The 21941-nt window shown below is 70.2% G+C and carries 19 protein-coding genes; 12 read left to right on the top strand and 7 right to left on the bottom strand.

The annotated features are described in order from the left end of the window. Positions 1–6: 6 nt before the first annotated feature. Complete coding sequence (locus OC372_RS00250) at positions 7–870, bottom strand: Fpg/Nei family DNA glycosylase (protein ID WP_029263003.1); 864 nt, start codon at positions 868–870, stop codon at positions 7–9. A gap of 51 nt (positions 871–921) precedes the next feature. Continuing rightward, entirely contained in the window at positions 922–1485 is a 564-nt protein-coding gene (locus tag OC372_RS00255) for a GNAT family N-acetyltransferase (protein WP_029263002.1), read from the bottom strand. A gap of 79 nt (positions 1486–1564) precedes the next feature. On the opposite strand from OC372_RS00255, the gene mfd reads away from it, so the two are divergent. Together mfd and OC372_RS00265 are read left to right on the top strand one after the other, a co-directional pair. Next, positions 1565–5152: a transcription-repair coupling factor gene (gene mfd / locus OC372_RS00260; protein ID WP_262000590.1), complete on the top strand. Its 3588-nt coding sequence runs from the start codon at positions 1565–1567 to the stop codon at positions 5150–5152. Positions 5153–5198: 46 nt separating this feature from the next. Then, positions 5199–5801 carry a gamma carbonic anhydrase family protein gene (locus tag OC372_RS00265; protein WP_105709528.1) on the top strand — a complete coding sequence of 201 codons (603 nt, stop codon included), beginning with the start codon at positions 5199–5201 and terminating at the stop codon, positions 5799–5801. A 61-nt stretch (positions 5802–5862) separates the two neighbouring features. Here the strand turns inward: OC372_RS00265 and gdhA are convergent, their stop codons facing one another. Then, positions 5863–7233: an NADP-specific glutamate dehydrogenase gene (gdhA, locus tag OC372_RS00270; RefSeq protein WP_262000591.1), complete on the bottom strand. Its 1371-nt coding sequence runs from the start codon at positions 7231–7233 to the stop codon at positions 5863–5865. Positions 7234–7366: 133 nt separating this feature from the next. Continuing rightward, positions 7367–10060: a phosphoenolpyruvate carboxylase gene (locus OC372_RS00275; RefSeq protein ID WP_262000592.1), complete on the bottom strand. Its 2694-nt coding sequence runs from the start codon at positions 10058–10060 to the stop codon at positions 7367–7369. A gap of 113 nt (positions 10061–10173) precedes the next feature. On the opposite strand from OC372_RS00275, the gene nhaA reads away from it, so the two are divergent. From nhaA to OC372_RS00295, 4 genes are all read left to right on the top strand, one after another. Further along, positions 10174–11343 (top strand): Na+/H+ antiporter NhaA, encoded by a 1170-nt coding sequence (gene nhaA, locus OC372_RS00280; protein WP_262000593.1) that lies wholly within the window; start codon positions 10174–10176, stop codon positions 11341–11343. A gap of 100 nt (positions 11344–11443) precedes the next feature. Continuing rightward, positions 11444–12049: a MazG family protein gene (locus OC372_RS00285; protein WP_258134095.1), complete on the top strand. Its 606-nt coding sequence runs from the start codon at positions 11444–11446 to the stop codon at positions 12047–12049. Between the two features lie 64 nt (positions 12050–12113). Further along, positions 12114–13364 (top strand): histidine--tRNA ligase, encoded by a 1251-nt coding sequence (hisS, locus tag OC372_RS00290; protein ID WP_262001213.1) that lies wholly within the window; start codon positions 12114–12116, stop codon positions 13362–13364. A 67-nt stretch (positions 13365–13431) separates the two neighbouring features. Continuing rightward, on the top strand, positions 13432–14238 hold the full coding sequence (locus tag OC372_RS00295) for an SGNH/GDSL hydrolase family protein (protein ID WP_410054845.1): 807 nt from the start codon (positions 13432–13434) through the stop codon (positions 14236–14238). Here OC372_RS00295 and OC372_RS00300 read toward each other — a convergent pair. Next, on the bottom strand, positions 14207–14749 hold the full coding sequence (locus OC372_RS00300) for a VOC family protein (RefSeq protein WP_262000594.1): 543 nt from the start codon (positions 14747–14749) through the stop codon (positions 14207–14209). The genes OC372_RS00295 and OC372_RS00300 overlap by 32 nt on opposite strands. A gap of 87 nt (positions 14750–14836) precedes the next feature. Here OC372_RS00300 and OC372_RS00305 point away from each other — a divergent pair, with 87 nt between their 5' ends. Next, the gene (locus OC372_RS00305) at positions 14837–15631 is read left to right on the top strand and encodes an AraC family transcriptional regulator (RefSeq protein ID WP_262000595.1); all 795 of its coding nucleotides are present in this window, start codon (positions 14837–14839) and stop codon (positions 15629–15631) included. A 2-nt stretch (positions 15632–15633) separates the two neighbouring features. Here the strand turns inward: OC372_RS00305 and OC372_RS00310 are convergent, their stop codons facing one another. Both OC372_RS00310 and OC372_RS00315 read right to left on the bottom strand, forming a co-directional pair. Beyond that, the gene (locus OC372_RS00310) at positions 15634–16863 is read right to left on the bottom strand and encodes an APC family permease (RefSeq protein ID WP_262000596.1); all 1230 of its coding nucleotides are present in this window, start codon (positions 16861–16863) and stop codon (positions 15634–15636) included. Between the two features lie 43 nt (positions 16864–16906). Then, a complete protein-coding gene (locus OC372_RS00315) occupies positions 16907–17377 on the bottom strand; it encodes a PaaI family thioesterase (RefSeq protein WP_105709536.1) in 471 nt (156 codons plus the stop codon). Between the two features lie 102 nt (positions 17378–17479). Between OC372_RS00315 and OC372_RS00320 the strand changes: the two genes are divergently transcribed. The 5 genes from OC372_RS00320 (at position 17480) to eno (ending at position 21916) form a co-directional block, all read left to right on the top strand. Continuing rightward, entirely contained in the window at positions 17480–17830 is a 351-nt protein-coding gene (locus tag OC372_RS00320; RefSeq protein ID WP_262000597.1) for a GntR family transcriptional regulator, read from the top strand. Then, a complete protein-coding gene (locus OC372_RS00325; protein WP_262000598.1) occupies positions 17827–18870 on the top strand; it encodes a hypothetical protein in 1044 nt (347 codons plus the stop codon). The genes OC372_RS00320 and OC372_RS00325 overlap by 4 nt, the downstream gene beginning before the upstream one ends. 5 nt (positions 18871–18875) lie before the next feature. Next, the gene (locus OC372_RS00330; protein ID WP_262000599.1) at positions 18876–19826 is read left to right on the top strand and encodes a CPBP family intramembrane glutamic endopeptidase; all 951 of its coding nucleotides are present in this window, start codon (positions 18876–18878) and stop codon (positions 19824–19826) included. Between the two features lie 31 nt (positions 19827–19857). Then, the gene (locus tag OC372_RS00335) at positions 19858–20517 is read left to right on the top strand and encodes an O-methyltransferase (RefSeq protein ID WP_105709539.1); all 660 of its coding nucleotides are present in this window, start codon (positions 19858–19860) and stop codon (positions 20515–20517) included. A gap of 118 nt (positions 20518–20635) precedes the next feature. Then, positions 20636–21916: a phosphopyruvate hydratase gene (gene eno / locus OC372_RS00340; RefSeq protein ID WP_029262985.1), complete on the top strand. Its 1281-nt coding sequence runs from the start codon at positions 20636–20638 to the stop codon at positions 21914–21916. Positions 21917–21941 lie beyond the last annotated feature (25 nt).

A 21941-nucleotide genomic window follows, 5' to 3' on the forward strand; every position in this document is an offset into this window, starting at 1 on the left:
CCGCGATCACTTCAGCAGTCGAGAGAGACGGCGGTCGGCGAGCACCTTGCCGCCGGTCTGGCAGGTGGGGCAGTACTCGAGCGAGCGGTCGGCGAAGAACACGCTGCGGACGGTGTCGCCGCAGACGGGGCACGTCTCGCCGCGACGCGCATGCACCTGCATCCCGCGGCGCTTGGCATCCTTGAGGTCGGCGGGCGGCTTGCCCGATGCCTCGGCGACCGCTTCGGTCAGCGTCTCGCGCATCGCGTCGAACAGGCGGTCGATCTCGGCATCGTCGAGCTTCCCGGCGATCGCGTACGGCGACATCCGGGCGGCGTGCAGGATCTCGTCGGAGTAGGCGTTGCCGATCCCCGCGATCACCGCCTGGTCGCGCAGCAGCCCCTTGATCTGCATCCGCCGGTCCTCCAGCAGCGCGGCGAAGGCGTCGCGGTCGAAGGCGGAGTCGAGCGGGTCGGGCCCGAGCCGCTCGATGCCCGGCACCTCCTGCGGGTCGCGGACGACGTAGACGGCGAGCGACTTCTTCGTTCCGGCCTCGGTCAGGTCGAAACCGCTGTCGTCGTCGAGCGCGATGCGCAGAGCGATCGGCGACTTGCCGGGTTTGATGAGCGTCGTCGGCAGCGTCTCGTACCAACGCAGCCACCCCGCCTTCGCGAGGTGGAACACGAGGTGCAGCTCGTCGCCGCAGGACAGCACGACGAACTTGCCGAGCCGGGCGGCCGCCGTGATCGTGGTGCCCTGCAACGCGGTGATCGGCGGATCGTAGGTCTTCAACGCGGCGATCGCCGCGACGCTGGCGCGGGTGATCGTGCGCCCCACGGCGCGGTCGGCGAGGAACGTGGTCAGGCCCTGGACTTCCGGCATCTCCGGCATGCCCTCATCCTGTCATCGGCCGCCGACACTGTCACCCGGTGGGCTCACTCCTCAGAGGATCGGCCAGTCCACCGGCGTGCGGTCGTCATCGTGCAGCAGGCCGGCGATCCAGCCGTCGTCGCGGCCACGCGGGCTCGTGAGCGCCTGGCGCTGCAGGCCTTCATAGCGGAAGCCGAGCGCGCGGGCGGCCCGCGCCGAAGGGACGTTCCCGGCGACGGCCTGCCAGCGGATGCGGACGAGCCCGAGCTCGGTGAAACCCCAGTCGATCACGGCGCGTGCCGCTTCCGCGAGATGACCCTTGCCCCGAGCGGCCGGGGTCACCCAGTACCCGAGCTCGGCGGCCCCACCCGTGACGTGGGTGGCGATGCCGTGCAGACCGATCATGCCCACGAGCTCGTCGCCGGCGTACATGCCCCAGACGGCCTCCGAGCCGTCGGCCCACGACCCCGCGACGAGACGCACGAAGTGCTCGGCATCCTCGCGGTTGTACGGGCTCGGAACCGTCGTCCAGCGCGCGATCTCCGGATCCTGGCACGCCTCCGTGATCGCATCGATGTCCGCCTCCGTCGGTGCATGCAGGACGAGACGTTCGGTGGACAGGGCGACGGATTCCATCCCGACAGCCTATTGAGGTGAGCCCCCTCGAAACGAGCGGGCGGGCCGGAGTGTCGGCGGGCGCGACTAGTCTTGTCCGGTGACTGTTCCGGGGATTCTGCGCGCCTTGGAAGAGGCGTCTCTGTACCGTGACGCTCTGCAGTGGGCGCACACCGATGCCGACCTCGGTCTGGTCGACGGGCTCGATGCGCCGGCGCTCGCCGGTCTGCTCGGCAAGCGCGCGGCGGCGGGGCATCCTCCCGCCCTCCTCGCGGTCGTCCCCACCGGGCGCCGCGCCGAGAGCCTGGCGCTGGCGATGCATGCCTACCTGCCCACGGCCGACATCCTGACGTTCCCGGCCTGGGAGACGCTGCCGCACGAGCGCCTGAGCCCCAGCGTCGACACGGTGGGCCAGCGCCTGCAGACACTGCGCCGCATCGCGGAGTGGTCCGGTGACCACCCGCTCGTGATCGTCGCCTCCGTGCGCGCGGCGCTGCAGCCGATCGCGGGCAACCTCGGGGAGATCGCGCCGCTCGAACTCTCCGTCGGCAGCAGGGGCAACGAGCTCGACCGCGTGGTCGAGCAGCTCGTGGAGCGGGCATACTCCCGCGTCGACATGGTGTCGCGTCGCGGTGAGTTCGCCGTGCGCGGGGGCATCCTCGACGTCTTCCCTCCGGTCTCGGAGCACCCGTTCCGCGTCGAGTTCTTCGGCGACGAGATCGACCAGATCCGCGCCTTCTCCGTCGCCGATCAGCGCTCGCTCCCGGGCGACGTTCCCGGCGTCGATCTTCCGCCCAGCCGCGAGCTGCTGCTGACCGCCGATGTCCGCGATCGCGCGCGCGCCCTGATCGAGGGCTTCCCGGCGATCCGGGGGATGCTCGAGAAGATGGCCGAGGGTATCCCGGTCGAGGGCATGGAATCGCTCCTGCCGGCGGTCGCGGGACCACTGAAGTCTCTGGCCGAGTATCTGCCGGCGGGGGCGGCGACGGCCGTCGTCGATCCCGACCGCTCCACCGCGCGTGCGATCACGCTGGGTGACACCAACCGCGAGTTCCTCGATGCCGCCTGGAGCGCGGCCACCTCTGGTGCGTCGGCGCCCATCGACCTCGGGGCCGGCGACTTCCTCACGGTCGCCGAACTGCGCGAGGTCGTGCGCGACCGGGGTGGCGTCTGGTGGCAGCTGAGCCCCTTCGGCATCAGCGTCGGCGACGGCGATGCGGCTTCCGACACGGATGCCGCCACCCTCGGTGCCGCCATCATCCCGTCGTTCCACGGCAACGTCGACGGGGCGATCTCGTTCGTCGAGGCCAAGGTCACCGACGGCTGGCGCGTCGTGGTGATCGCAGCCGGAAGCGGCCTGGTCGACCGTGCACGCGATGTGCTGTCCGATCGCGGCCTCGCGGCCCGCGTCGTCGAGAGTCTCACGGATGCGCCCGAGGCCGGTGTCGCGACCCTGGTCATGGGGTCCGTCGAAGCCGGATTCCAGGTGCCCGAGGCGAAGCTCGCCGTCCTCACCGACAACGAGTTCTACGGACGCACGATCGGTGGCGACCAGCGGGTCGTCAAGAGGCTCGCCTCGCGGCGCAAGAACGTCGTCGACCCCTTGCAGCTGAAGCAGGGCGACTTCGTGGTGCACGCCACGCACGGCATCGGACGGTTCGTCGAGATGACGCAGCGCGAGGTGTCCACCGGTGGACGCAACGCCACCAAATCCGTGCGCGACTACCTCATCCTCGAATACGCCCCCTCCAAGCGCGGCTACCCCGGCGACAAGCTGTATGTGCCCACGGATCAGCTCGACTCCCTCTCGAAGTACGTCGGCGGCGAGGCTCCGACCCTGTCGAAGATGGGCGGCAGCGACTGGTCGCAGGCCAAGGGCAAGGCCCGCAAGGCGGTGCGCGACATCGCCGTCGAGCTCGTGAAGCTGTACTCCGCGCGCATGAGCGCCAAGGGCCATGCCTTCGGCCCGGACACGCCTTGGCAGCGCGAACTCGAAGAGGCCTTCCCGTTCGCCGAGACGCAGGACCAGTTGCAGACGATCGACGAGATCAAGGCCGACATGGAGCGGCCGATCCCGATGGACCGGCTGCTCTCCGGCGACGTCGGCTTCGGCAAGACCGAGGTCGCCGTGCGCGCGGCGTTCAAGGCGATCCAGGACGGCAAGCAGGTCGCGATGCTCGTGCCGACGACGCTCCTGGTGAAGCAGCACATGGAGACGTTCACCGAGCGCTTCGCCGGTTTCCCGGTCAAGGTGCGCGCGCTGTCGCGCTTCCAGACCGACAAGGAGGTCCGGCTCACGCTCCAGGGGCTGCTGGAGGGGTCGGTCGACATGATCATCGGCACCCACCGCATCCTCACGGAAGGGGTCATCTTCAAGGATCTCGGCCTGATGATCATCGATGAGGAGCAGCGGTTCGGCGTCGAGCACAAGGACGCGCTGAAGAAGCTGAAGACCAACGTCGACATCCTCGCCATGAGCGCCACCCCCATCCCGCGCACGCTGGAGATGGCGGTCACGGGCATCCGCGAGATGTCCACGCTCGCGACGCCGCCCGAGGACAGGCATCCGATCCTGTCGTTCGTCGGCCCCCGCAGCGACAAGCAGATCGCCGCGGCCATCCGGCGCGAGATCCTGCGCGAGGGGCAGGTCTTCTTCGTGCACAACCGCGTGCAGTCGATTCAGCGCGTCGCGGCGCAGTTGGCGGAGCTCGTGCCCGAAGCGCGCATCGCCGTCGCCCACGGGCAGTTGGGTGAGCACCAACTGGAGCAGGTCGTCGACGACTTCTGGGAGCGCAAGTTCGACGTGCTCGTCTCGACCACGATCATCGAGACAGGCCTCGACATCTCGAACGCGAACACGATCATCATCGACCGCGCCGACAAGTACGGCCTCAGCCAGCTGCACCAGCTCCGCGGTCGGGTCGGGCGAGGGCGTGAGCGGGCGTACGCGTACTTCCTCTACGACGAGATGAAACCGCTCTCCGAGACCGCCGCCGATCGGCTGCAGACGATCGCGGTCAACAACGAGCTCGGCTCGGGCATGCAGGTCGCGCTGAAGGACCTCGAGCTCCGCGGCGCAGGCAACATGCTCGGTGCGGAGCAGGCCGGACACATCGCCGGCGTCGGATTCGACCTGTATCTGCGGATGATCGGCGAGGCGGTGGCGACGTTCCGCGGCGACGAGGTCGAGACCGGGCAGGAGCTGCGGCTCGAGCTTCCCCTCGATGCCCGCATCCCCGAGTACTACATCGACAGCGAGCGGCTGCGTCTCGAGGCGTACCAGAAGCTGTCGGCGGCGTCGGCGGCCACAGCGAAGGACGGGGCCATCGATCTCGTGATCGAGGAGCTCGTCGACCGCTACGGCACGCCGCCGGAAGAGGTCGAGGGACTGCTGGCGATCTCGCGACTGCGTCGTCGGGCTGCGCGCGCCGGGCTGACCGACGTGGTGGTCATGGGCTCGAACCTGCGCATCGCACCGGCGCGGCTCGAGGACTCGATCAAGGTGCGGCTGCAGCGGTTGTATCCGAAGGCGAAGCTCGTGGCCGGGGGAGAGGCGCTGGTCGTGCCGATGCCCACGGTTCCCGCCGCTGTGGGCGTGGGGCTCGAGCCGCTGCCCGACGCACAGCTTCTCGAATGGGTCGAGCAGCTGTTCACCGCGATCTTCCCGGAACCGGCCAAAGCCGAGTAGCGTGCGGTGGCTGCTTTCGCGGCTGCGGCGGGACTAGTCTGGCCGCATGTTGTACGAGCACCTCGGGGCTCGCCCCCGCATCCATGACACCGCCGTCATCGCCCCCACCGCCGTTGTCTCCGGCGATGTGGAGGTGGGGCCGGGCTGCCAGGTGCTGCACGGCGCCGTCATCACGGCGGAGGGCGGCCCGATCACCCTCGGCGAGAACGTGATCGTGATGGAGAACGCGCTGATCCGCGCCACCGCGGCCAATGCGGTCCATGTCGGCGCGCACACGCTGATCGGAACGCTGGCGAGCATCGCCGGGGCGACGGTGGGTGAGGAGGTCTTCTTCGCCTCCGGCGCCCGCGTCTTCAACGGTGCTCTCGTGGGGGCCCGCTGCGAGGTGCGGGTCAACGCGATCGTGCACCGCCGCGCCGTGCTGCCCGAGGGCACGGTGGTCCCGATCGGGTGGGTGGCCGTCGGCGACCCGGTGCAGCTGCTCTCACCCGACCGGGATCAGGAGATCGCCGCTGCGCAGCCCGAGCTCGACTTCCCCGGTCACGTGTTCGGCGTCGACCGAGACACCCCCGACCTGATGGTGCAGCTCACCGAGCGCTACGGCAGCTCGCTCGCCAGGCACGCCCACGACCGCGAGATCACGGACTGAGACGCCGCGGAGACGATGAGGCCGGGCACCCCTGCGGATGCCCGGCCTCATGTCGTTCGGATCAGATGACGCCCTGGGCGAGCATCGCGGCGGCGACGCGTTCGAAGCCCGCGATGTTGGCGCCGGCCACGTAGTCGCCGCCCACGTCGTGACGTTCTGCCGCGTCGAAAGCGGCGTCGTGGATGTCGGCCATGATCTCGCGCAGCTTGTTCTCGCTGTCGGCGAAGGTCCAGCGCTGACGCGAGGCGTTCTGGCTCATCTCGAGCGCCGAGGTCGCGACACCGCCGGCGTTCGCGGCCTTGCCGGGGGCGAACAGCACGCCCGCTTTCTGGAAGGCCTCGACGGCGTCGGGCACGCACGGCATGTTCGCGCCCTCGGAGACGGCGCGCACGCCGTTCGCGATCAGGGCCTCGGCATCCGCGAGGCTGACCTCGTTCTGCGTGGCGGAGGGGACGGCGATGTCGACCGGGACCTCCCAGACGCTGCCGCCTTCGACGAAGCGCGCGCTCGGACGACGGTTGGCGTACTCGACGATGCGGGCGCGCTCGACCTCCTTGAGCTGACGGAGCAGGTCGACGTCGATGCCGGCGTCGTCGACGACGTAGCCGGACGAGTCGGAGGCCGTGACGGCGGTCGCGCCGAGCTGGGTGGCCTTCTGGATCGCGTAGATCGCGACGTTGCCCGAGCCCGAGATGCCGACGCGCTTGCCGGTGAGAGAGTCGTTGTGCACGGCGAGCATCTCCTGCGCGAAGAACACCGCCCCGTAGCCGGTCGCTTCGGTGCGCACCTCGGCGCCGCCCCAGCCGGTGCCCTTGCCGGTGAACATGCCCGACTCGTGGCGGTTGGTGACCTTGCGGTACTGGCCGAAGAGGTAGCCGATCTCGCGGCCGCCGACGCCGATGTCGCCCGCGGGGACGTCGGTGTGCTCGCCCAGGTGGCGGTAGAGCTCGTTCATGAACGACTGGCAGAAGCGCATGACCTCGGCGTCGGACTTGCCGTGCGGGTCGAAGTCGGACCCGCCCTTGCCGCCGCCGATGCCCTGACCGGTGAGCGCGTTCTTGAAGATCTGCTCGAAGCCGAGGAACTTGATGATCGACAGGTTCACCGAGGGGTGGAAGCGCAGTCCGCCCTTGTACGGGCCGAGCACAGAGGAGAACTGGATGCGGTAGCCGCGGTTGACCTGCAGCTTGCCGGCGTCGTCGATCCACGGCACGCGGAAGAGGATCTGCCGCTCGGGTTCGACGAGCCGCTCGAGGATCCCGCCGTCGACGTATTCCGGGCGTCGCTCCAGCACGGGGGCGATCGAGTGCAGCACTTCGTGGACGGCCTGGTGGAACTCCGGCTCGTGCGGGCTGCGGGACAGCACCGTGTCGAACACGGGCTGCACGGAGGCGGCGAGCGGATGGAAGTCGGCGGGAGTCGTAGCGGTCACGCGGAAGGGACTTTCTGATGGGGGATTGTGGTGCAGGCGATCGTGTCGCGTGAGGCATCGCCGGAGTCGGCGGAGGTTTCACTCTAGCGGCCGGCCGAATGCGGATCGCGCACCCGGCCGGACGGTATCTCGGTCACCCGGTGTTCTGAAGGCCGGCGGCGACGCCGCTGACCGAGAGCAGGAGCAGGCGCTGCTGTTCGGCATCGGCGCCCGAGCCGGTGGGCTCGTCGCTCGCCGAGCGCAGCGCCCGCAGGGCGCGCAGCTGCAGCAGCGAGAGCGCGTCGACGTAGGGGCTGCGCAGCTGCACGGCCCGCTGCAGAACCGGCTTGTTCTCCAGCAGGCGCTCGCCGCCGGTGAGCCGGATCACCCAGCGCCGCGTGATCGCGAGTTCGTCGAGGACGAGCTGTGCCAGATCATCGCGGTCGCCCAGCGCCAGGTACTGCCGCGCGATGCGCTCGTCGGTCTTGGCGAGGCTCATCGCGACGTTGTCGATCATGGTGCGAAGCAGCGGCCACTCGCGGTACGCCTCGACGAGCAGCTCCTCATCGCCGACGGCGTCCAGGGCGGTGCCGAGACCGAACCAGCCGGCGAGGTTGATGCGCGCCTGCGTCCACGCGAACACCCACGGGATGGCCCGCAGATCCTCGAGCGACTCGACGGACAGTCCGCGGCGCGCCGGGCGGGAGCCGAGCGCGAGCAGCCCGATCTCCTCCATCGGGGTGACCGTGGCGAACCAGGGCGCGAATCCATCGGCCTTCACGAGCGAGAAGAAGCGCTCGCGGGAGGCGGCGTCCATGACCGAGGCGACCTCCGCGTAGCGCTCGGCCGCGCGACTGGTGCGCTCCTCCTCGGTGGGGGACGACGCGAGCAGCGTGGCGGCGGCGACCTGGTCGATGTGCCGCATCGCGATGGCCGGCTCGCCATAGCGCGCGAAGATGACCTCACCCTGCTCGGTGAGCTTGAATCGACCGTCGACCGAGTGCGGCGGCTGCGCGAGGATCGCGGAGTTGGCGGGCCCGCCACCGCGCCCGAGGGCGCCACCGCGACCGTGGAAGAGCGTCAGCTCGATCTCGGACTCCTGCGCCCAGCGCGCGATCTTCTCCTGCGCCTCGTACAGGGCGAGGTTCGCGGCGACGGGGCCGACATCCTTCGACGAGTCCGAGTATCCGAGCATGACCTCGAGGCGGTTGCCGGTGGCGGCCATGCGCTCGCGGAACTCCGGGAACGTCACGGCCTCGGCCAGGATTCCGGGCGCTGCCTGAAGGTCGGCGAACGTCTCGAACAGCGGCACCACGTCGAGCACCGGAGCGTCGTCACCGAGCGCGTACCGAGCGAGGCGGTGCACGTTGGCGAGATCCGAGGCGGCCTGGGTGAAGGAGACGACGTAGCGTCCGGCCGCGCGCAGGCCGCGGTCGCGCTGGATGTCCGCGATCGCGCGGAAGACCTCCAGCACCTCCTCGGTCTGGGCGCTGATCGCCTCTCCCGCATCGAGTTCGGCCAGAGCCTTCGCGTGCACCTGCGAGTGCTGACGCACCTCGAGCTCGGTGAGGTGGAAGCCGTAGGTCTCGACCTGCCAGATCAGGTGCTGCACGCCGCCGAAGGCGTGGCGCTTGGCGCCGGCCTCCGCGAGCGAGGATTGCACGGCCCGCAGGTCCGCGAGAAGTTCCTCGGGACGCGAGTAACCCTGGGGCGAGTCGCCGTGGCGAGTCGCGGCGACCCGTCGGGACAGGACGAGCAGCACGCGGCGGTGGGGCTCATCGGGGGAGCGGGCCGCGAGTTCGGCGGCGAGTTCCGGTTCGGCCGCCACGAAACGGTCCCACAGGGCGACGACCTCGGCGTTCGGCGGGGTGTCGTCGGCCGAGAGCGTGAGGGTCCGGCCGATGCGGTCGAGCGCGCGCTCGAGGCCGCGCAGGACGTGGTCGGCCGCGATCTGCGAGGCCTCACGCGTCACGGAGGCCGTGACGAACGGGTTGCCGTCGCGGTCGCCGCCGACCCAGGAGCCGATGCGCACGAACGCGGGCACCACCGGGGCGCTGGATCCTGACTCCTCGCCACGGAGAGCATCGTCGATGCGGCGGTACACGTGGGGCACGGTCGTGAAGAGCGTCTCGTCGAACACGCCCATCACGGTGCGGACCTCGTCCGTCGGGGAAGGCTTCTGCGATCGCAGCGGCGCGGTGCGCCAGAGAGTGTCGATCTCCTCCAGCATCCGGCGGCGGGCGCGGTGCTCCTCGGATCCGCCGGCGCTCGCCGCGTCGTGCTGGGTCAGCAGTTCGGACAGGCGGCGGATGCTCGAGGAGACGGCGCGGCGGCGGGCCTCGGTCGGGTGCGCGGTGAAGACCGGGTGGAAGCGGAGGCCGTCCAGGCGGCGGCGGGCTTCTTCGTCGCCGACCTCGCTGCGCAGTCGGGCATAGGCGGTCGCGACGGTGTCGGCGGCATCCTCCCGTCCCGGCTGTCCGGCGCGCTCACGCAGCACGCGAACGCGCTGGTGTTCCTCGGCCAGGTTCACGAGGTGGAAATAGCAGGTGAAGGCCCGGGCGACCTCGTCGGCCCTGGCGATCGTGAACGACTCGGCGATCGCCGCGGCACGCTCGAACGCGTCGGGCGTCTCCTCGTCGTACGCCTGGATCGTCGCGAGGCGCAGACGCTCGACGTCTTCGAAGAGGCCGTCGCCGCCGGCTTCGCGCAGCACCTGCCCGAGCAGCTGCCCGAGCATCCTGACATCGGTGCGCATCGCATCCGGCGTGCCGCGACCGGCTTCGAATCGGCCGATCACACGGATCGCCTCGGTGTTCGTGGGCTCGGAGAAAGAGTGTGCGGGGGTCACCCTTCGAGAGTATCCCGGGCGGTGGGGGTGTCCTGCACGCATGACGCCCGGCGCCGGAGCGACGCAGCGAGACCGCGGGCGCGGCGATATCCCGGCGACCTACGATGGAGGGGATGCGCATCTCAGCGAACCCCCTCCGCGGTCAGCAGTTCCCCGCCGTCCTCCTTCTCGTCGCCGCCGGCCTCGGCCTGCTGCTCGCGAACCTGCCCACGCACGACGGGTTGGCGGCGTTCCTCGACTTCCACATCGCGGTGCCGGGCACCGCGCTCGATCTGTCGATCTCGCATTGGGTGTCCGACGGCCTCCTCGCGATCTTCTTCCTCGTCGTCGCGATCGAGCTGCGTCACGAACTCACGCATGGCGAGCTCGATTCGCCGCGCAAGGCCGTGCAGCCGGCGATCGCCGCGGGCGGCGGAGTGCTCGTCCCGATCGCGGTGTATCTGCTGATCGCCGGCGGTGACAGCTCCACGTCGTCGGGCTGGCCGATCCCGACGGCGACCGACATCGCCTTCGCTCTCGGGGTGCTGGCGATGTTCGGCAAGGGGCTGCCCTCGCGCGTTCGGGTGTTCCTCCTCGCCCTGGCGATCCTCGACGACATCATCGGCATCATCTTCATCGCGGTGCTCTTCGCCGACGACGTGCAGTGGTTGCTGCTGGGCCTCGCGGTCGTGGGTGTCGCCGTGTTCTGGGCGCTCAGCCGTGTCCTGCACGCGAAGGGGCACCCGCTCATCGCGGTCGCCATGGTCGTGGTGGGTGTCATCACCTGGGGTCTCGTCGCCTCCTCCGGCATCCATGCGACGATCGCCGGGGTGCTGCTCGGGCTGGTCATGTCGCCGGTCCCCGCGGGCCGCACGCGGCACGCGCTGGAGCCGACCGTGAACGGCGCGATCCTCCCCGTCTTCGCCTTCGTCGCGGCGTTCGTCGTGATCCCGGCGGTGTCGATCACGCAGCTGTCACCCGCGTTCTGGGCGATCGTGGTGGCGCTGCCCGTCGGCAAGATCATCGGCATCTCGCTGTTCGGCTGGATCGCGATGCGCATCCGTCCGAAGGGCGCAGATCCTGCGCTGCCGTTCGCCGACATCCTCGCGGCCGGTGCGCTCGGCGGTATCGGCTTCACGGTCTCGCTCCTCCTGGCCAACCTCGCCTTCGCGAGCGACGGCGGCATCCGCGACCAGGCGATCCTCGGTGTGCTCGTCGGCTCGCTGATCGCGCTCGTCCTCTCCGGGTTCATCGTGTCGCTGCGGGCACGCTGGTACCGTCGGGTCGCATCCGCCTCGTCGTGAGCGCGGATCCGGACCGACCGAAGGAGGTCGCGTGAACTCGCAGCCCGCGTCTGAGTCCCGTCCTGACGGGGAAGACCCGCTCCGCACCGCCGCCGACACCATGCACGCGGTCCGCGACCGCTGCGTGTGGTCGCAGCAGATCACGCACCGCGACCTCGTGCCGTATCTGATCGAGGAGTCGCACGAGGTGATCGACGCGGTCGAGTCCGGCACCCGCGACGACCTCCGCGAAGAGCTCGGAGACCTGCTGTGGCAGGTGCTGTTCCACGCGGCGATCGCGGCGCAGGATCCGGAGGACCCGTTCGACATCGACGACGTGGCGCGCACCCTGACCGAGAAGATGGTGCGCCGGCATCCGCACGTCTTCGCGGGAGAGGTGGCCGAGACGCCCGAGCAGGTGCTGGTGCACTGGAACGCGGCGAAGGCCGCGGAGAAGCGGACCCGCCGCAGCGTGCTCGACGGCGTGCCGCGGGGGATGCCGGCGCTCGCGCTCGCCCAGAAGCTCGTCGGTCGCGCAGCCGGTGTCGGTGTGACGGTCGCGCCGGTTTCGACGGCAGTGTCCCCGGCATCCGAAGCCGACCTCGGTGAGGCACTGCTCGCGCTCGTGGCGACCGCGCGCGCCGAGGGCTGGGACGCGGAACGTGCACTGCGCGAACGGCTCCGCGCGCTCGAAGACGACGTCCGGGCGGCCGAAGCCGGCTCCTGACGTACGGCCGGGGTGCCCGACCTGGGAAGATGGACGCGTGGCTACTGTGAACCCGCCGCGCGGCATGCGCGACATCCTCCCCGCCGACAAGGCCCGCCGTGAGCGCGTGCTCTCCGTCATCCGCGAGCGCTACCTCGCGCACGGATTCGACGAGATCGAGACTCCCGTGGTCGAGGACTACGAACGCCTGCATGCCGGGATCGGCGGAGACAATGAGAAGCTCTCGTACAACATCCTGCGGCGCGGGCTCGACGCCGACGCGATCCGTGCGGCGGCCGACGACCCTGCCGCGCTCTCGGACCTCGGCCTCCGCTACGACCTCACCGTGCCGCTCGCCCGTTTCTACGCGAGCAACCGCGGTCAGCTGCCCACCGTCTTCCGCTCGATCCAGATCGGACCGGTCTGGCGTGCGGAGCGCCCGCAGAAGGGACGCTACCGGCAGTTCGTGCAGTGCGACATCGACATCATGGGAGACGACTCGTCTCGTGCCGAGGCCGAGCTGATGGTCGCCTCGCTCGACGCGGTCGACGCCCTGGGTCTCGAGGGCGCGACCGTGCGGATCAACGACCGACGCGTTCTGGACTGGATGCTGGACTCCTTCGGGTTCACCGCCGAGGAGCGTCCCGGCGTGCTCATCACGATCGACAAGCTCGACAAGATCGGTCCGGAGGGAGTCGCCGCCGAGCTGCATGAGCGCAGTGCCTCGACCGCTGCCGCCGACGCCTTCGACGCCTTCCTGCGTCGGCCGCAGACGATGGAGTACAACCCGTTCGGGGAGCGTCAGATCCGCAAGGCGCTGCCCGACGGCGCCCCGGCCGAACTGATCGAGCACCTCGTCGGCATCGGCGAGGCCGTCGCCGCGGGGCGCGGCCAGAGCGACATCCCGCTCGTCTTCGACCCGTTCCTCGTGCGCGGCATGGGGTATTACACCGGCACGATCTTCGAGCTCGCGCACCCGTCTGTCGCATACTCGCTCGGCGGCGGCGGGCGGTACGACGGCATGATCGGTCGCTTCCTCGGGCAGCAGGTGCCCGCGGTCGGGTTCTCGCTGGGCTTCGAGCGTCTGGTCGATCTGATCGCCGATGAGGTGGATGCTGCGGCCGAGGCGGTCGTGCTGATCCACGACGCCGACGTTCCCGTGCATGAGCTCGTCCGTCACAAGGCCGCGCTCATCGCCGAGGGTGCCCGGGTTCGGCTCGAGCGACGCACGAAGAACGTCAAGGCACTGCTCGAGCGCTCGGCGGCCGACGGATACACGGCCTTCGCGACCGTGTCCGCGGGTGCCGACGACCTCGAGGTCAAGCCGCTCTCCTGACGCGAGGTTCGGAAGGCCCCCGCGTCGCGTTCACGCCGCGTTCACGCCGGCGCGGTGGAATCGGGGTGTGAGCCGCTTCCGCACCCTCGCCGTCGTGACGCTGGCCCTCGTGGCGGTGCTGAGCGGTGCGCGTTTCGCCCTCGTGCAGCAGGCCGCCATCGCGCGGAAGCGGATCGGGAAGCCGCTGGGGGAGGAGTCCCTCGACGCCGACCGGGTGTGGCGTCGCGAGCTCGACGGTGAGCCCCTCGATCTGCTGGTGTTGGGCGACTCGATCGCCGCGGGTCTCGGGGCGGAGCGCCGCAAGGAGACGCTCGGCGGTCGGCTCGCGAAGAGCGTGGGCCGGCGGATGCATCGACCGGTGCGGCTGCGCACCGCTGCGGTCGTGGGCTCGGAGTCACCCGACCTTCCCGCGCAGCTCGACGCGCTCCCCGCCGACTACCGTCCGCACGTGGCGGTGATCGTCGTGGGCGGCAACGATGTCACGCACCGGCTGCCTGTGGCGCTGTCCGCACAGCACATGCACGAGGCGATCGGGCGGCTGCGGCAGACCGGCACCGAGGTCGTCGTCGGCACCTGTCCCGACCTCGGTGCATTGCGTGCGGTTCCGCAGCCGCTCCGTCGGATCGCGTCGAGCCTGTCGCGCCGTCTCGCCGTGATCCAGGACGAGACGGCGCGACGGGCGGGCGCCGAGCCGGTCGACCTGCGCCGCGCGGTCGGCCCGATGTTCTTCGACGAGCCGGAGGAGATGTTCAGTCTCGACCGCTTCCACCCGAGCGCTCTGGGTTACCGGCGCACCGCCGAGGCCCTGCTGCCTGCCGTGTGCCGTGCGGCGGAGGTGGCGCTCAGTTCGCGCCGTCGCTCGGGGCCGTACTGAACGACGCGGCCCACTCGGCCACCCGCCGGCTGCTCTCCTCGTCGGAGATGTCATCGACACGGGTCATCACCGACCAGCGCACGCCGAACGGGTCGCGGATGCTCGCGAAGCGGTCGCCCGAGACGAACGGTGCGGGTGCTTCGCGCACGGTGGCTCCTGCCGCGACGGCCTTCGCCACGACCGCATCGACGTCGGAGACGTACAGGCCCATCGAGTAGCAGTCGTCGTCGCCTTCGGGCCCGCGGACGAGGTGGTACTCCGGGTTCGGTTCGCCGAGCTGGAGGATGCCGAGCCCGAAGTCGAGGTCGGCGTGCGCGACCATGCCGCCGAACTCGGTCACGTCGATGACCCTGGCGCCGAACACGTCGCGGTAGAACTCGATGGCCTGCCTCGCGTCGGGGATCGCCAGGAACGGCGTGAGCGAGGTCGCGCTGTTCGGGCGGCCGTCGGTCGTGTATGTCCCGGTGGCGCCTGTCGTGGGGGCCTCTGTCGTGGGGATGTCGTTGCTCATGCCGCCACGTTAGGTCGCGGGGAAGGCCCGCGGCTTGAACATCCGCGACAACCTCCCGACGTCGGTGGGGGAGCCTACGCTGAGCGCATGGTGAACCCGACCCGTGGGGTGCTCTACCCCGCCCGCCTGCCCGAGTTCCACCGCCTCCCCGCACCGGCAGCGGCGACGGAGCTGGTCGCCTGGTTCTGGATTCCGGAGTGGGACATCGAGCGCGGGCGTTCGTCGCGCCAGGAGATCGTCGCCTATCCGGCGCTCAACCTCGTCGTCGATGCGGATGCCGTGACGCTGTCGGGCGCCACGACCCGGATGACCCACCGTGATCTCCGGGGGAGAGGCTGGGCCGTGGGTGCTCTGCTGCGCCCCGCTGCTGTCGCCGCCCTGATCGACGACCCCCGCGTGCTGGTCGACGGCGAGCGAGTCCTGGGCGAGTCGACGGCGGAGGTCGCCGAGCTGCGCGGTGCCCTGGTGGCGGCGATGGGTTCCGGAGACGGGCATCGCGATCGGGCGGTCGCGGCCTTCGCCCGGTGGCTCGGGGAACGGGTCGGCCCGGTCGGGGATCCCGCCCGCCAGGCCAACGCGCTCATGGAGGTCTTGATGGGGGAGGGAGCCGCGCTCACTCCGGAAGAGGCGGCCGCGCGCCTCGCGGTGTCGGTTCGCACTCTCCAGCGGATGGCCCATCGCCACGTCGGGCTCTCGCCGGCAGCGATGATCCGGCGACGGCGCCTGCAGGAGGCAGCTGTGCGCGTGCGGGAGCACCCGGACATCGACCTCGCGTCGATCGCCGCCGAGCTCGGATACGCGGATCACGCCCATCTGACGAGGGACTTCCAAGCCGTCCTCGGTATCGCGCCGCGCGCATACCGCTCCGAGTCGAGCCGCTGATCTCAGACGCGCGCGAGTCGGAGTCGCAGCATCCGGTATCCCACGCCGAGCAGGACCACTCCTGCTCCGATGGTGGAGGCCAGGACGGGAAGGGTCGCCACCAGCACGAGGCAGCCGAGCGCGCCGATGACCTGCAGTGCGCGGGGGTAGCGGCGTGCCGGTCCCGTCTGCCGGAAGGCCGCCGCATTGGCGATGAAGTAGTACAGCAGCACACCGAAGGATGAGAAGCCGATCGCCCCGCGAAGATCGGCGAACATCACGATGGCGATCACGATGACGGCGATCATGATCTCGGCGCGCTGCGGCACGTGGTGGCGCTCGTCGATCTTCGCGAGGAACCTCGGGACGTCGCTCCCCCGTGCCATGGCGAGGGTCGTCCGGCCGATCCCGGTCAGCAGTGCCAGCAGCGCGCCGAGTGAGGCGGCCGCTGCAGCCACACGGATGACCGGGGCCCACGCGGAAGCGCCCGCCGCGTCGAGCAGGTCGACCAGAGGCGCCGTCGATCTGATCGCATCCCCGCCGAGGACCAGGACGACCGCGACGCAGACGAGCGTGTAGACGACGACGGCTCCACCCAGTGCGAGGACGATCGCGCGCGGAATCGTCTTCGACGGGTCGACCACCTCCTCGCCCATGGTCGCGATGCGCGCGTAGCCGGCGAACGCGAAGAACAGCAGCCCGGCACCCTGCAGCACGCCGTAGGCGGTGGCGTCGGGCAGCGGACCGGGGGCGGCGGTCGGTGCGGCGCCGAGCCCGAATCCGACCGCGACGGCGATCCCGAGGAGCGAGCACACGACCAGGATGCGGGTGAGCAGCGCGGTCCTGGTCACGCCGAAGCAGTTCACGACCGCCAGCGCGGCGACGGCGACCACGGCGACCGGCACCTGCCATCCGGCGGGGGCGGCATAGGCGGCGAAGGTCATCGCCATGGCGGCGCAGCTCGCGATCTTGCCGATCACGAAGCTCCAGCCGGCGACGAATCCCCACCAGGGTCCGATCTCGGCGCGGGCATACGCATACGTGCCGCCCGCGACGGGATGCGCGGCCGCGAGCTGCGCCGATGCGGTGGCGTTGCCGTATGCGACGACGGCGGCGATCGCGAGGGCGATGAGGATGCCGCTTCCGGCGGCCCCGATCGCCGGAGCCCACACGGCGAACACGCCGGCGCCGATCATGGAGCCGAGACCGATGGCGACGGCGTCTCCGAGCGTCAGTCGGCGAGCGAGGGGCATCCGTCCATGGTGACAGTCCGCGGTGAACGGCGGGTGACGCGGTTCACCCTCGGGACGCCGTGACCCGCTTCTTCTCCCGGATGTAGACCTCGCGGCGCACCTTCGCGACGACATCGCCCTCGCGGTCCGTGATGACCGTCTCGAACCACTCCAGGACCTTCGCCCCGCCGCGGGCGCGTTCGCGGATCTCCTCGGCCTTCTCCTTCGACACCTCGAACTCCGCAGTGAGCACGCCGCGGCCGGGCTTGAGGAACTCGATCTCGCCGCGGGTGTCCCACACCACGTGGTCGCGCCCGAGCTGATGCATGACGAGCATGAAGAAGTACGGGTCGGTCATCGCGGACATCGACCCGCCGAACGCGGTCTTGACGTAGTTGCGGGTGAAGACGTTCACGTGCAGCTCGACGGTGGCGTGGGTCCAGTCCTCGCTGAAGCGACGGATGCGGATGCCGCTGAAGAGGTTCGGGATCCACAGGCTCATGCCGAGGGCGAGGCGGCGGGGAGTGATGCGCATCCCGCCAGTGTGGGGGACGCGGGCGAGGACGACGAAGACGTCTGGAGGGTAGCCACAGTTGTTCTAGTTCGAGTAGAATAACGCGAACAAGACGGAGGTCGGATGCTGATCAGGGTCGACATGGCGAGCGGGGTGCCGCTCTACGAGCAGGTCGCCGCTTCTGTGCGCGCCGACATCATCGCCGGCAGACTGGCGCCGGGAGACCGCCTTCCCTCGGCGCGCGAAGTCGCCGAGACCCTCGAGATCAACCTGCACACCGTCCTGCACGCATACCAGCAGCTGCGCGCGGAGGGCCTGATCGACCTGCGACGTGGTCGTGGTGCAGTGGTCTCGGCTTCCGTCGGTCCGCTCGTCGACCTAACGAAGGATCTGCATGATCTGGTGTCGCGCGCCGCCGCGCTCGGCGTCGCGCCGGCCACACTCGCCGCTCTCGTGAAGGAGATCACCGTATGACCCCCGCCGTCCGCCGTGCCCGCACCGCCTTCCTCTGGGTGGGGGTGATCATTCCGCTCACGATCCTGGCGGTGTCGGCGGTCATCGTCGCGTTCTGGCTCCCCGAGATCCCGGAGCCTGCGGCGATCCACTGGTCGGAGGACGGCGTGAACGGCTTCGGGCCCGGCTGGACCTACCTCGCCATCCTCGGCGGCATCGCGGTGATGGTCATCGGGTTCGCGCTCCTCGCGTGGTTCGCGCACCGACTCCCGCAGAACGGGCAGCCGGTTCCCTCCGCAGAAGCCGAGCGCCCGCAGTGGTCGATCACGGCGAGGTTCCTCGGCGCGATGAACCTCGGTCTCGCGGCCATCATCTCCTTCATCACCCTGGTCGGTGTCGACGCGCAACGCGGTCTCGCGGATGCCGCCGACACACCCGACATCGGCTTCGAGGTGCTGATCGGGTTCCTGCTCATGGCCGCCGGCGTGGCGATCGGGTGGTTCCTGCAGCCGTCCACGCCCCTGCCGGACACGAGCGGGTCCGAGAGCCCGGCGGAGCCCCTCCCGACCTCCGCCACGGAACGCCTCGTGTGGATCGGCACCCCAGCGATCGCCGGTGTCGCGTCGGCCGTGCTCGGCGGCGCGGTGCTGCTCGCCTGTGCGCTCGCCGCCGTCATGATCGCGACGGGAGCGGGCGGAGTGATGACCGCGGTCATCATGCTCGCCTCGTGCGGGATCCTGATCGCCGCGCTCGTCACCACCTTCGCGTTCCGCGTGCGCATCGGGCCCGCCGGACTGCTCGTGCGGTCGCTGGCGGGCTGGCCGAGGATCGAGATCCCGTCCGCCGATATCGCGTCGGTACGCGCGATCGACGTCGATCCCTTCGCCGAGTTCGGGGGATGGGGGCTGCGCTACGGCCTCGACGGACGGTACGGCGTGGTCCTGCGGCGAGGTGAAGCGCTCGAAGTGACGCGGGTCGGTGGACGGCGGTTCGTCGTCACGGTCGACGACGCACAGACAGCGGCGGCGGCGCTCGCCGCCGTCACGAGGAAGGAAGCGTGAACAGCATGGACTCACCCACCCCCACGTCTCGAAGAGTCGAGTGGCCCGCCATCATCGTCTTCGTGGTCGTCGCCTGCGCGCTGGCCTGGCTGGTGGCACTGCCACTGTGGCTCGGAGACGGTCTCGCCGAGCCGATGTCCGTCTTCCTCCTCCCGGTCATGATGTTCACTCCGGCCATCGCGGTACTGGTCGTCACCTTCGCGATGCGCGTGCCCGCGCGGGGACAGCGTGCGCGCTTCCTGGGCCTCTGGCCGCTACGGCCCGCCAAGCGCGTGGTCTGGCTCATGGTCGCCGCATGGCTCGTCCCGCCGGTCCTGGTGGCGCTCACGATCGTGGTGTCCGCAGCGCTCGGGTTCGTGCAGCTCGATCTGACGTTCGCCGGCTTCGCGGCTGAGCTCGCGAAGTCGCTGCCCGATGGTGTTCCGGTGCCGCCGGTCGAGATCGTGGTGTTCGCGCAGATCGCGATGGTTCCGCTCGGGGCGCTGCTCAACAGCTTCTTCGCCTTCGGGGAGGAGCTCGGATGGCGAGGCTGGCTGGTGCCGGCCCTGCGACCGCTCGGCACCTGGCCCGCTCTGATCCTCAGCGGCGCGATCTGGGGCCTGTGGCACAGCCCGATCATCCTGCTCGGCTACAACTTCGGGCGCACCGACATCACGGGAGTCCTGTTCATGGTCGGCGGCTGCGTCGCGTGGGGCATCCTGCTCGGCTGGCTGCGCCTGCGCTCGGCATCCGTCTGGCCGGCGGTGATCGCGCACGGATCACTGAACGCCGCCGCCGGGCTCATCGTCCTGTTCGCGGCCACGCAGCCCGACATGGCGCTCGCCGGACCGCTCGGCGTGGCGGCATGGATCGTCATCGCGGTGGTCGTCCTGGTGCTCGTGCTGACCGGCCAGTTCCGGAAGCAGCCGGAGCTCGCCGACGCGCCCGGTCGTCTGCTCTCGCCGCCGCGGGGTTGACGGAGGCCACAGCCGGCGGTTGGCTGAGGTCATGGACTCCACCCCCGCCGCCTGGTCGCAGGCCGATTCGTACCTCGCCGACACGCTCGTCGGGCCCGACGCCGAATTGGAATCGGCTCTCGTCGCGCAGCGGGAGGCGGGGCTGCCCGAGATCGAGGTCGCTCCCGTCGCCGGCAAGCTGCTGAACCTGCTCGTCCGCATCAGCGGTGCGCGAAGGGTGCTCGAGATCGGCACGCTCGGCGGCTATTCGACGATCTGGCTCGCCCGCGCCGTCGGTTCCGAAGGCCGCGTCGTGACGATCGAGGCGGAGGCTGAGAACGCCGCCGTCGCACGGGCCAGCATCGATGCCGCCGGTGTCGGCGACCGGGTCGACATCCGCATCGGCAGGGGCGCCGAGGTGCTGCCGACTCTGGTCGGCGGGTTCGATCTGGTGTTCATCGACGCCGACAAGGAGTCCAACACCGTCTATCTCGACTGGGCCGCGCGACTCGGTCACTCGGGCACGGTCGTCGTGCTGGACAACATCGGGCGCGAAGGCGAGATCGTCCGCGACGACAGCACCGACTCGAAGGTGATCGGCACCCGTGACGGACTGCGGATGCTGGGGGAGGACCCGCGCTTCGACGCCACGGCGCTGCAGACGGTCGGGGCGAAGGGCTGGGACGGCTTCGCGATCGCCGTCGTGGTCTGAGCCCGCTCCGCGCGCGGCGGTCGGACGAGTCCCTGATCGGGTCGCACGGCCGGGCTAGACTGGGCGCGGATCGACGACGCTCCACACCACGTTTTCCCCCTGAGCAAGGAGCACATCAGTGGCACTGATCGAGGCTGTAGGCGCACGCGAGATTCTCGACTCGCGCGGAAACCCGACCGTCGAGGTGGAGGTCCTCCTCGACGACGGCATCGTGCAGCGGGCGGCCGTCCCGTCCGGTGCATCCACCGGTGCGTTCGAGGCGTACGAGCTCCGCGACGGCGACAAGAGCCGCTACGGCGGCAAGGGCGTCCTCAAGGCCGTCGAGGCCATCATCGACGAGCTGGGACCTGCGATCGAAGGTGTCGAGGCGAGCGAGCAGCGCATCGTCGACGAGATCCTCATCGAGGTCGACGGCACCGAGAACAAGAAGCGCGTCGGCGCCAACGCCATCCTCGGCGTGAGCCTCGCCGTCGCCAAGGCGGCCGCAGACTCCGCTGACCTCCCGCTGTTCCGCTACCTGGGTGGCCCGAACGCGCACGTGCTGCCCGTTCCGCTCTTCAACGTCATCAACGGCGGCGAGCACGCCGACAACGGCATCGACATGCAGGAGTTCTTCCTCGCGCCGGTCGGCGCGGAGACCTACTCCGAGGCGCTCCGCTGGGGCGTCGAGACCTACCACGTGCTGCGCGCAGAGCTGAAGGCCGCGGGCTACGCGACCGGTCTCGGCGACGAGGGCGGCTTCGCCCCCGACCTGCCCAGCAACCGCGAGGGTCTGGACTTCCTGGTGAAGGCGATCGAGAAGGCCGGCTTCACCCCCGGCACCGACATCGCCCTCGGCCTCGACGTCGCGGCGACCGAGTTCTTCAAGGACGGCGTCTACCGCCTCGACAACAAGGACTGGGACGCGGCCGCGCTCACCGAGTACTACGTGGGCCTCGTCAACGACTTCCCGATCGTCACGATCGAGGACGCTCTCGCCGAGGACGACTGGGACAACTGGAAGCACCTCACCGACGCTCTGGGCTCCAAGGTCCAGCTGGTCGGCGACGACCTGTTCGTCACCAACCCGCAGCGTCTCGCCGACGGCATCAAGCGCGGCGTCGCCAACTCGCTGCTCGTCAAGGTCAACCAGATCGGCACGCTCACCGAGACGTTCGATGCGGTCAGCCTGGCGCAGCGCTCCGGCTACACGGCGATGCTGTCGCACCGCTCGGGTGAGACCGAGGACACCACCATCGCCGACCTCGTCGTCGCGACGAACTCCGGTCAGATCAAGGCGGGTGCGCCCGCTCGCAGCGAGCGCGTCGCGAAGTACAACCAGCTGCTGCGCATCGAGGAGGAGCTCGGCGACGCCGCGGTCTTCGCCGGTCGTTCCGCGTTCCCGCGTTCGCAGGCCTGAGAACAGCTGACACACGAAGAAGCCG

Source organism: Microbacterium sp. Mcb102, assembly GCF_024519805.1.
In the GTDB taxonomy this organism is placed as follows: Bacteria; Actinomycetota; Actinomycetes; order Actinomycetales; family Microbacteriaceae; genus Microbacterium.

What these genes read in the sequence shown, in the direction of transcription:
- OC372_RS00250 (WP_029263003.1), bottom strand. Translation starts at nt 870, where the DNA reads ATGCCGGAGATGCCGGAAGTCCAGGGCCTGACCACGTTCCTCGCCGAC.
- OC372_RS00255 (WP_029263002.1), bottom strand. Translation starts at nt 1,485, where the DNA reads ATGGAATCCGTCGCCCTGTCCACCGAACGTCTCGTCCTGCATGCACCG.
- OC372_RS00265 (WP_105709528.1), top strand. Translation starts at nt 5,199, where the DNA reads ATGTTGTACGAGCACCTCGGGGCTCGCCCCCGCATCCATGACACCGCC.
- nhaA (WP_262000593.1), top strand. Translation starts at nt 10,174, where the DNA reads ATGCGCATCTCAGCGAACCCCCTCCGCGGTCAGCAGTTCCCCGCCGTC.
- OC372_RS00285 (WP_258134095.1), top strand. Translation starts at nt 11,444, where the DNA reads ATGCACGCGGTCCGCGACCGCTGCGTGTGGTCGCAGCAGATCACGCAC.
- hisS (WP_262001213.1), top strand. Translation starts at nt 12,114, where the DNA reads ATGCGCGACATCCTCCCCGCCGACAAGGCCCGCCGTGAGCGCGTGCTC.
- OC372_RS00300 (WP_262000594.1), bottom strand. Translation starts at nt 14,749, where the DNA reads ATGAGCAACGACATCCCCACGACAGAGGCCCCCACGACAGGCGCCACC.
- OC372_RS00305 (WP_262000595.1), top strand. Translation starts at nt 14,837, where the DNA reads ATGGTGAACCCGACCCGTGGGGTGCTCTACCCCGCCCGCCTGCCCGAG.
- OC372_RS00310 (WP_262000596.1), bottom strand. Translation starts at nt 16,863, where the DNA reads ATGCCCCTCGCTCGCCGACTGACGCTCGGAGACGCCGTCGCCATCGGT.
- OC372_RS00315 (WP_105709536.1), bottom strand. Translation starts at nt 17,377, where the DNA reads ATGCGCATCACTCCCCGCCGCCTCGCCCTCGGCATGAGCCTGTGGATC.
- OC372_RS00320 (WP_262000597.1), top strand. Translation starts at nt 17,480, where the DNA reads ATGCTGATCAGGGTCGACATGGCGAGCGGGGTGCCGCTCTACGAGCAG.
- OC372_RS00325 (WP_262000598.1), top strand. Translation starts at nt 17,827, where the DNA reads ATGACCCCCGCCGTCCGCCGTGCCCGCACCGCCTTCCTCTGGGTGGGG.
- OC372_RS00330 (WP_262000599.1), top strand. Translation starts at nt 18,876, where the DNA reads ATGGACTCACCCACCCCCACGTCTCGAAGAGTCGAGTGGCCCGCCATC.
- OC372_RS00335 (WP_105709539.1), top strand. Translation starts at nt 19,858, where the DNA reads ATGGACTCCACCCCCGCCGCCTGGTCGCAGGCCGATTCGTACCTCGCC.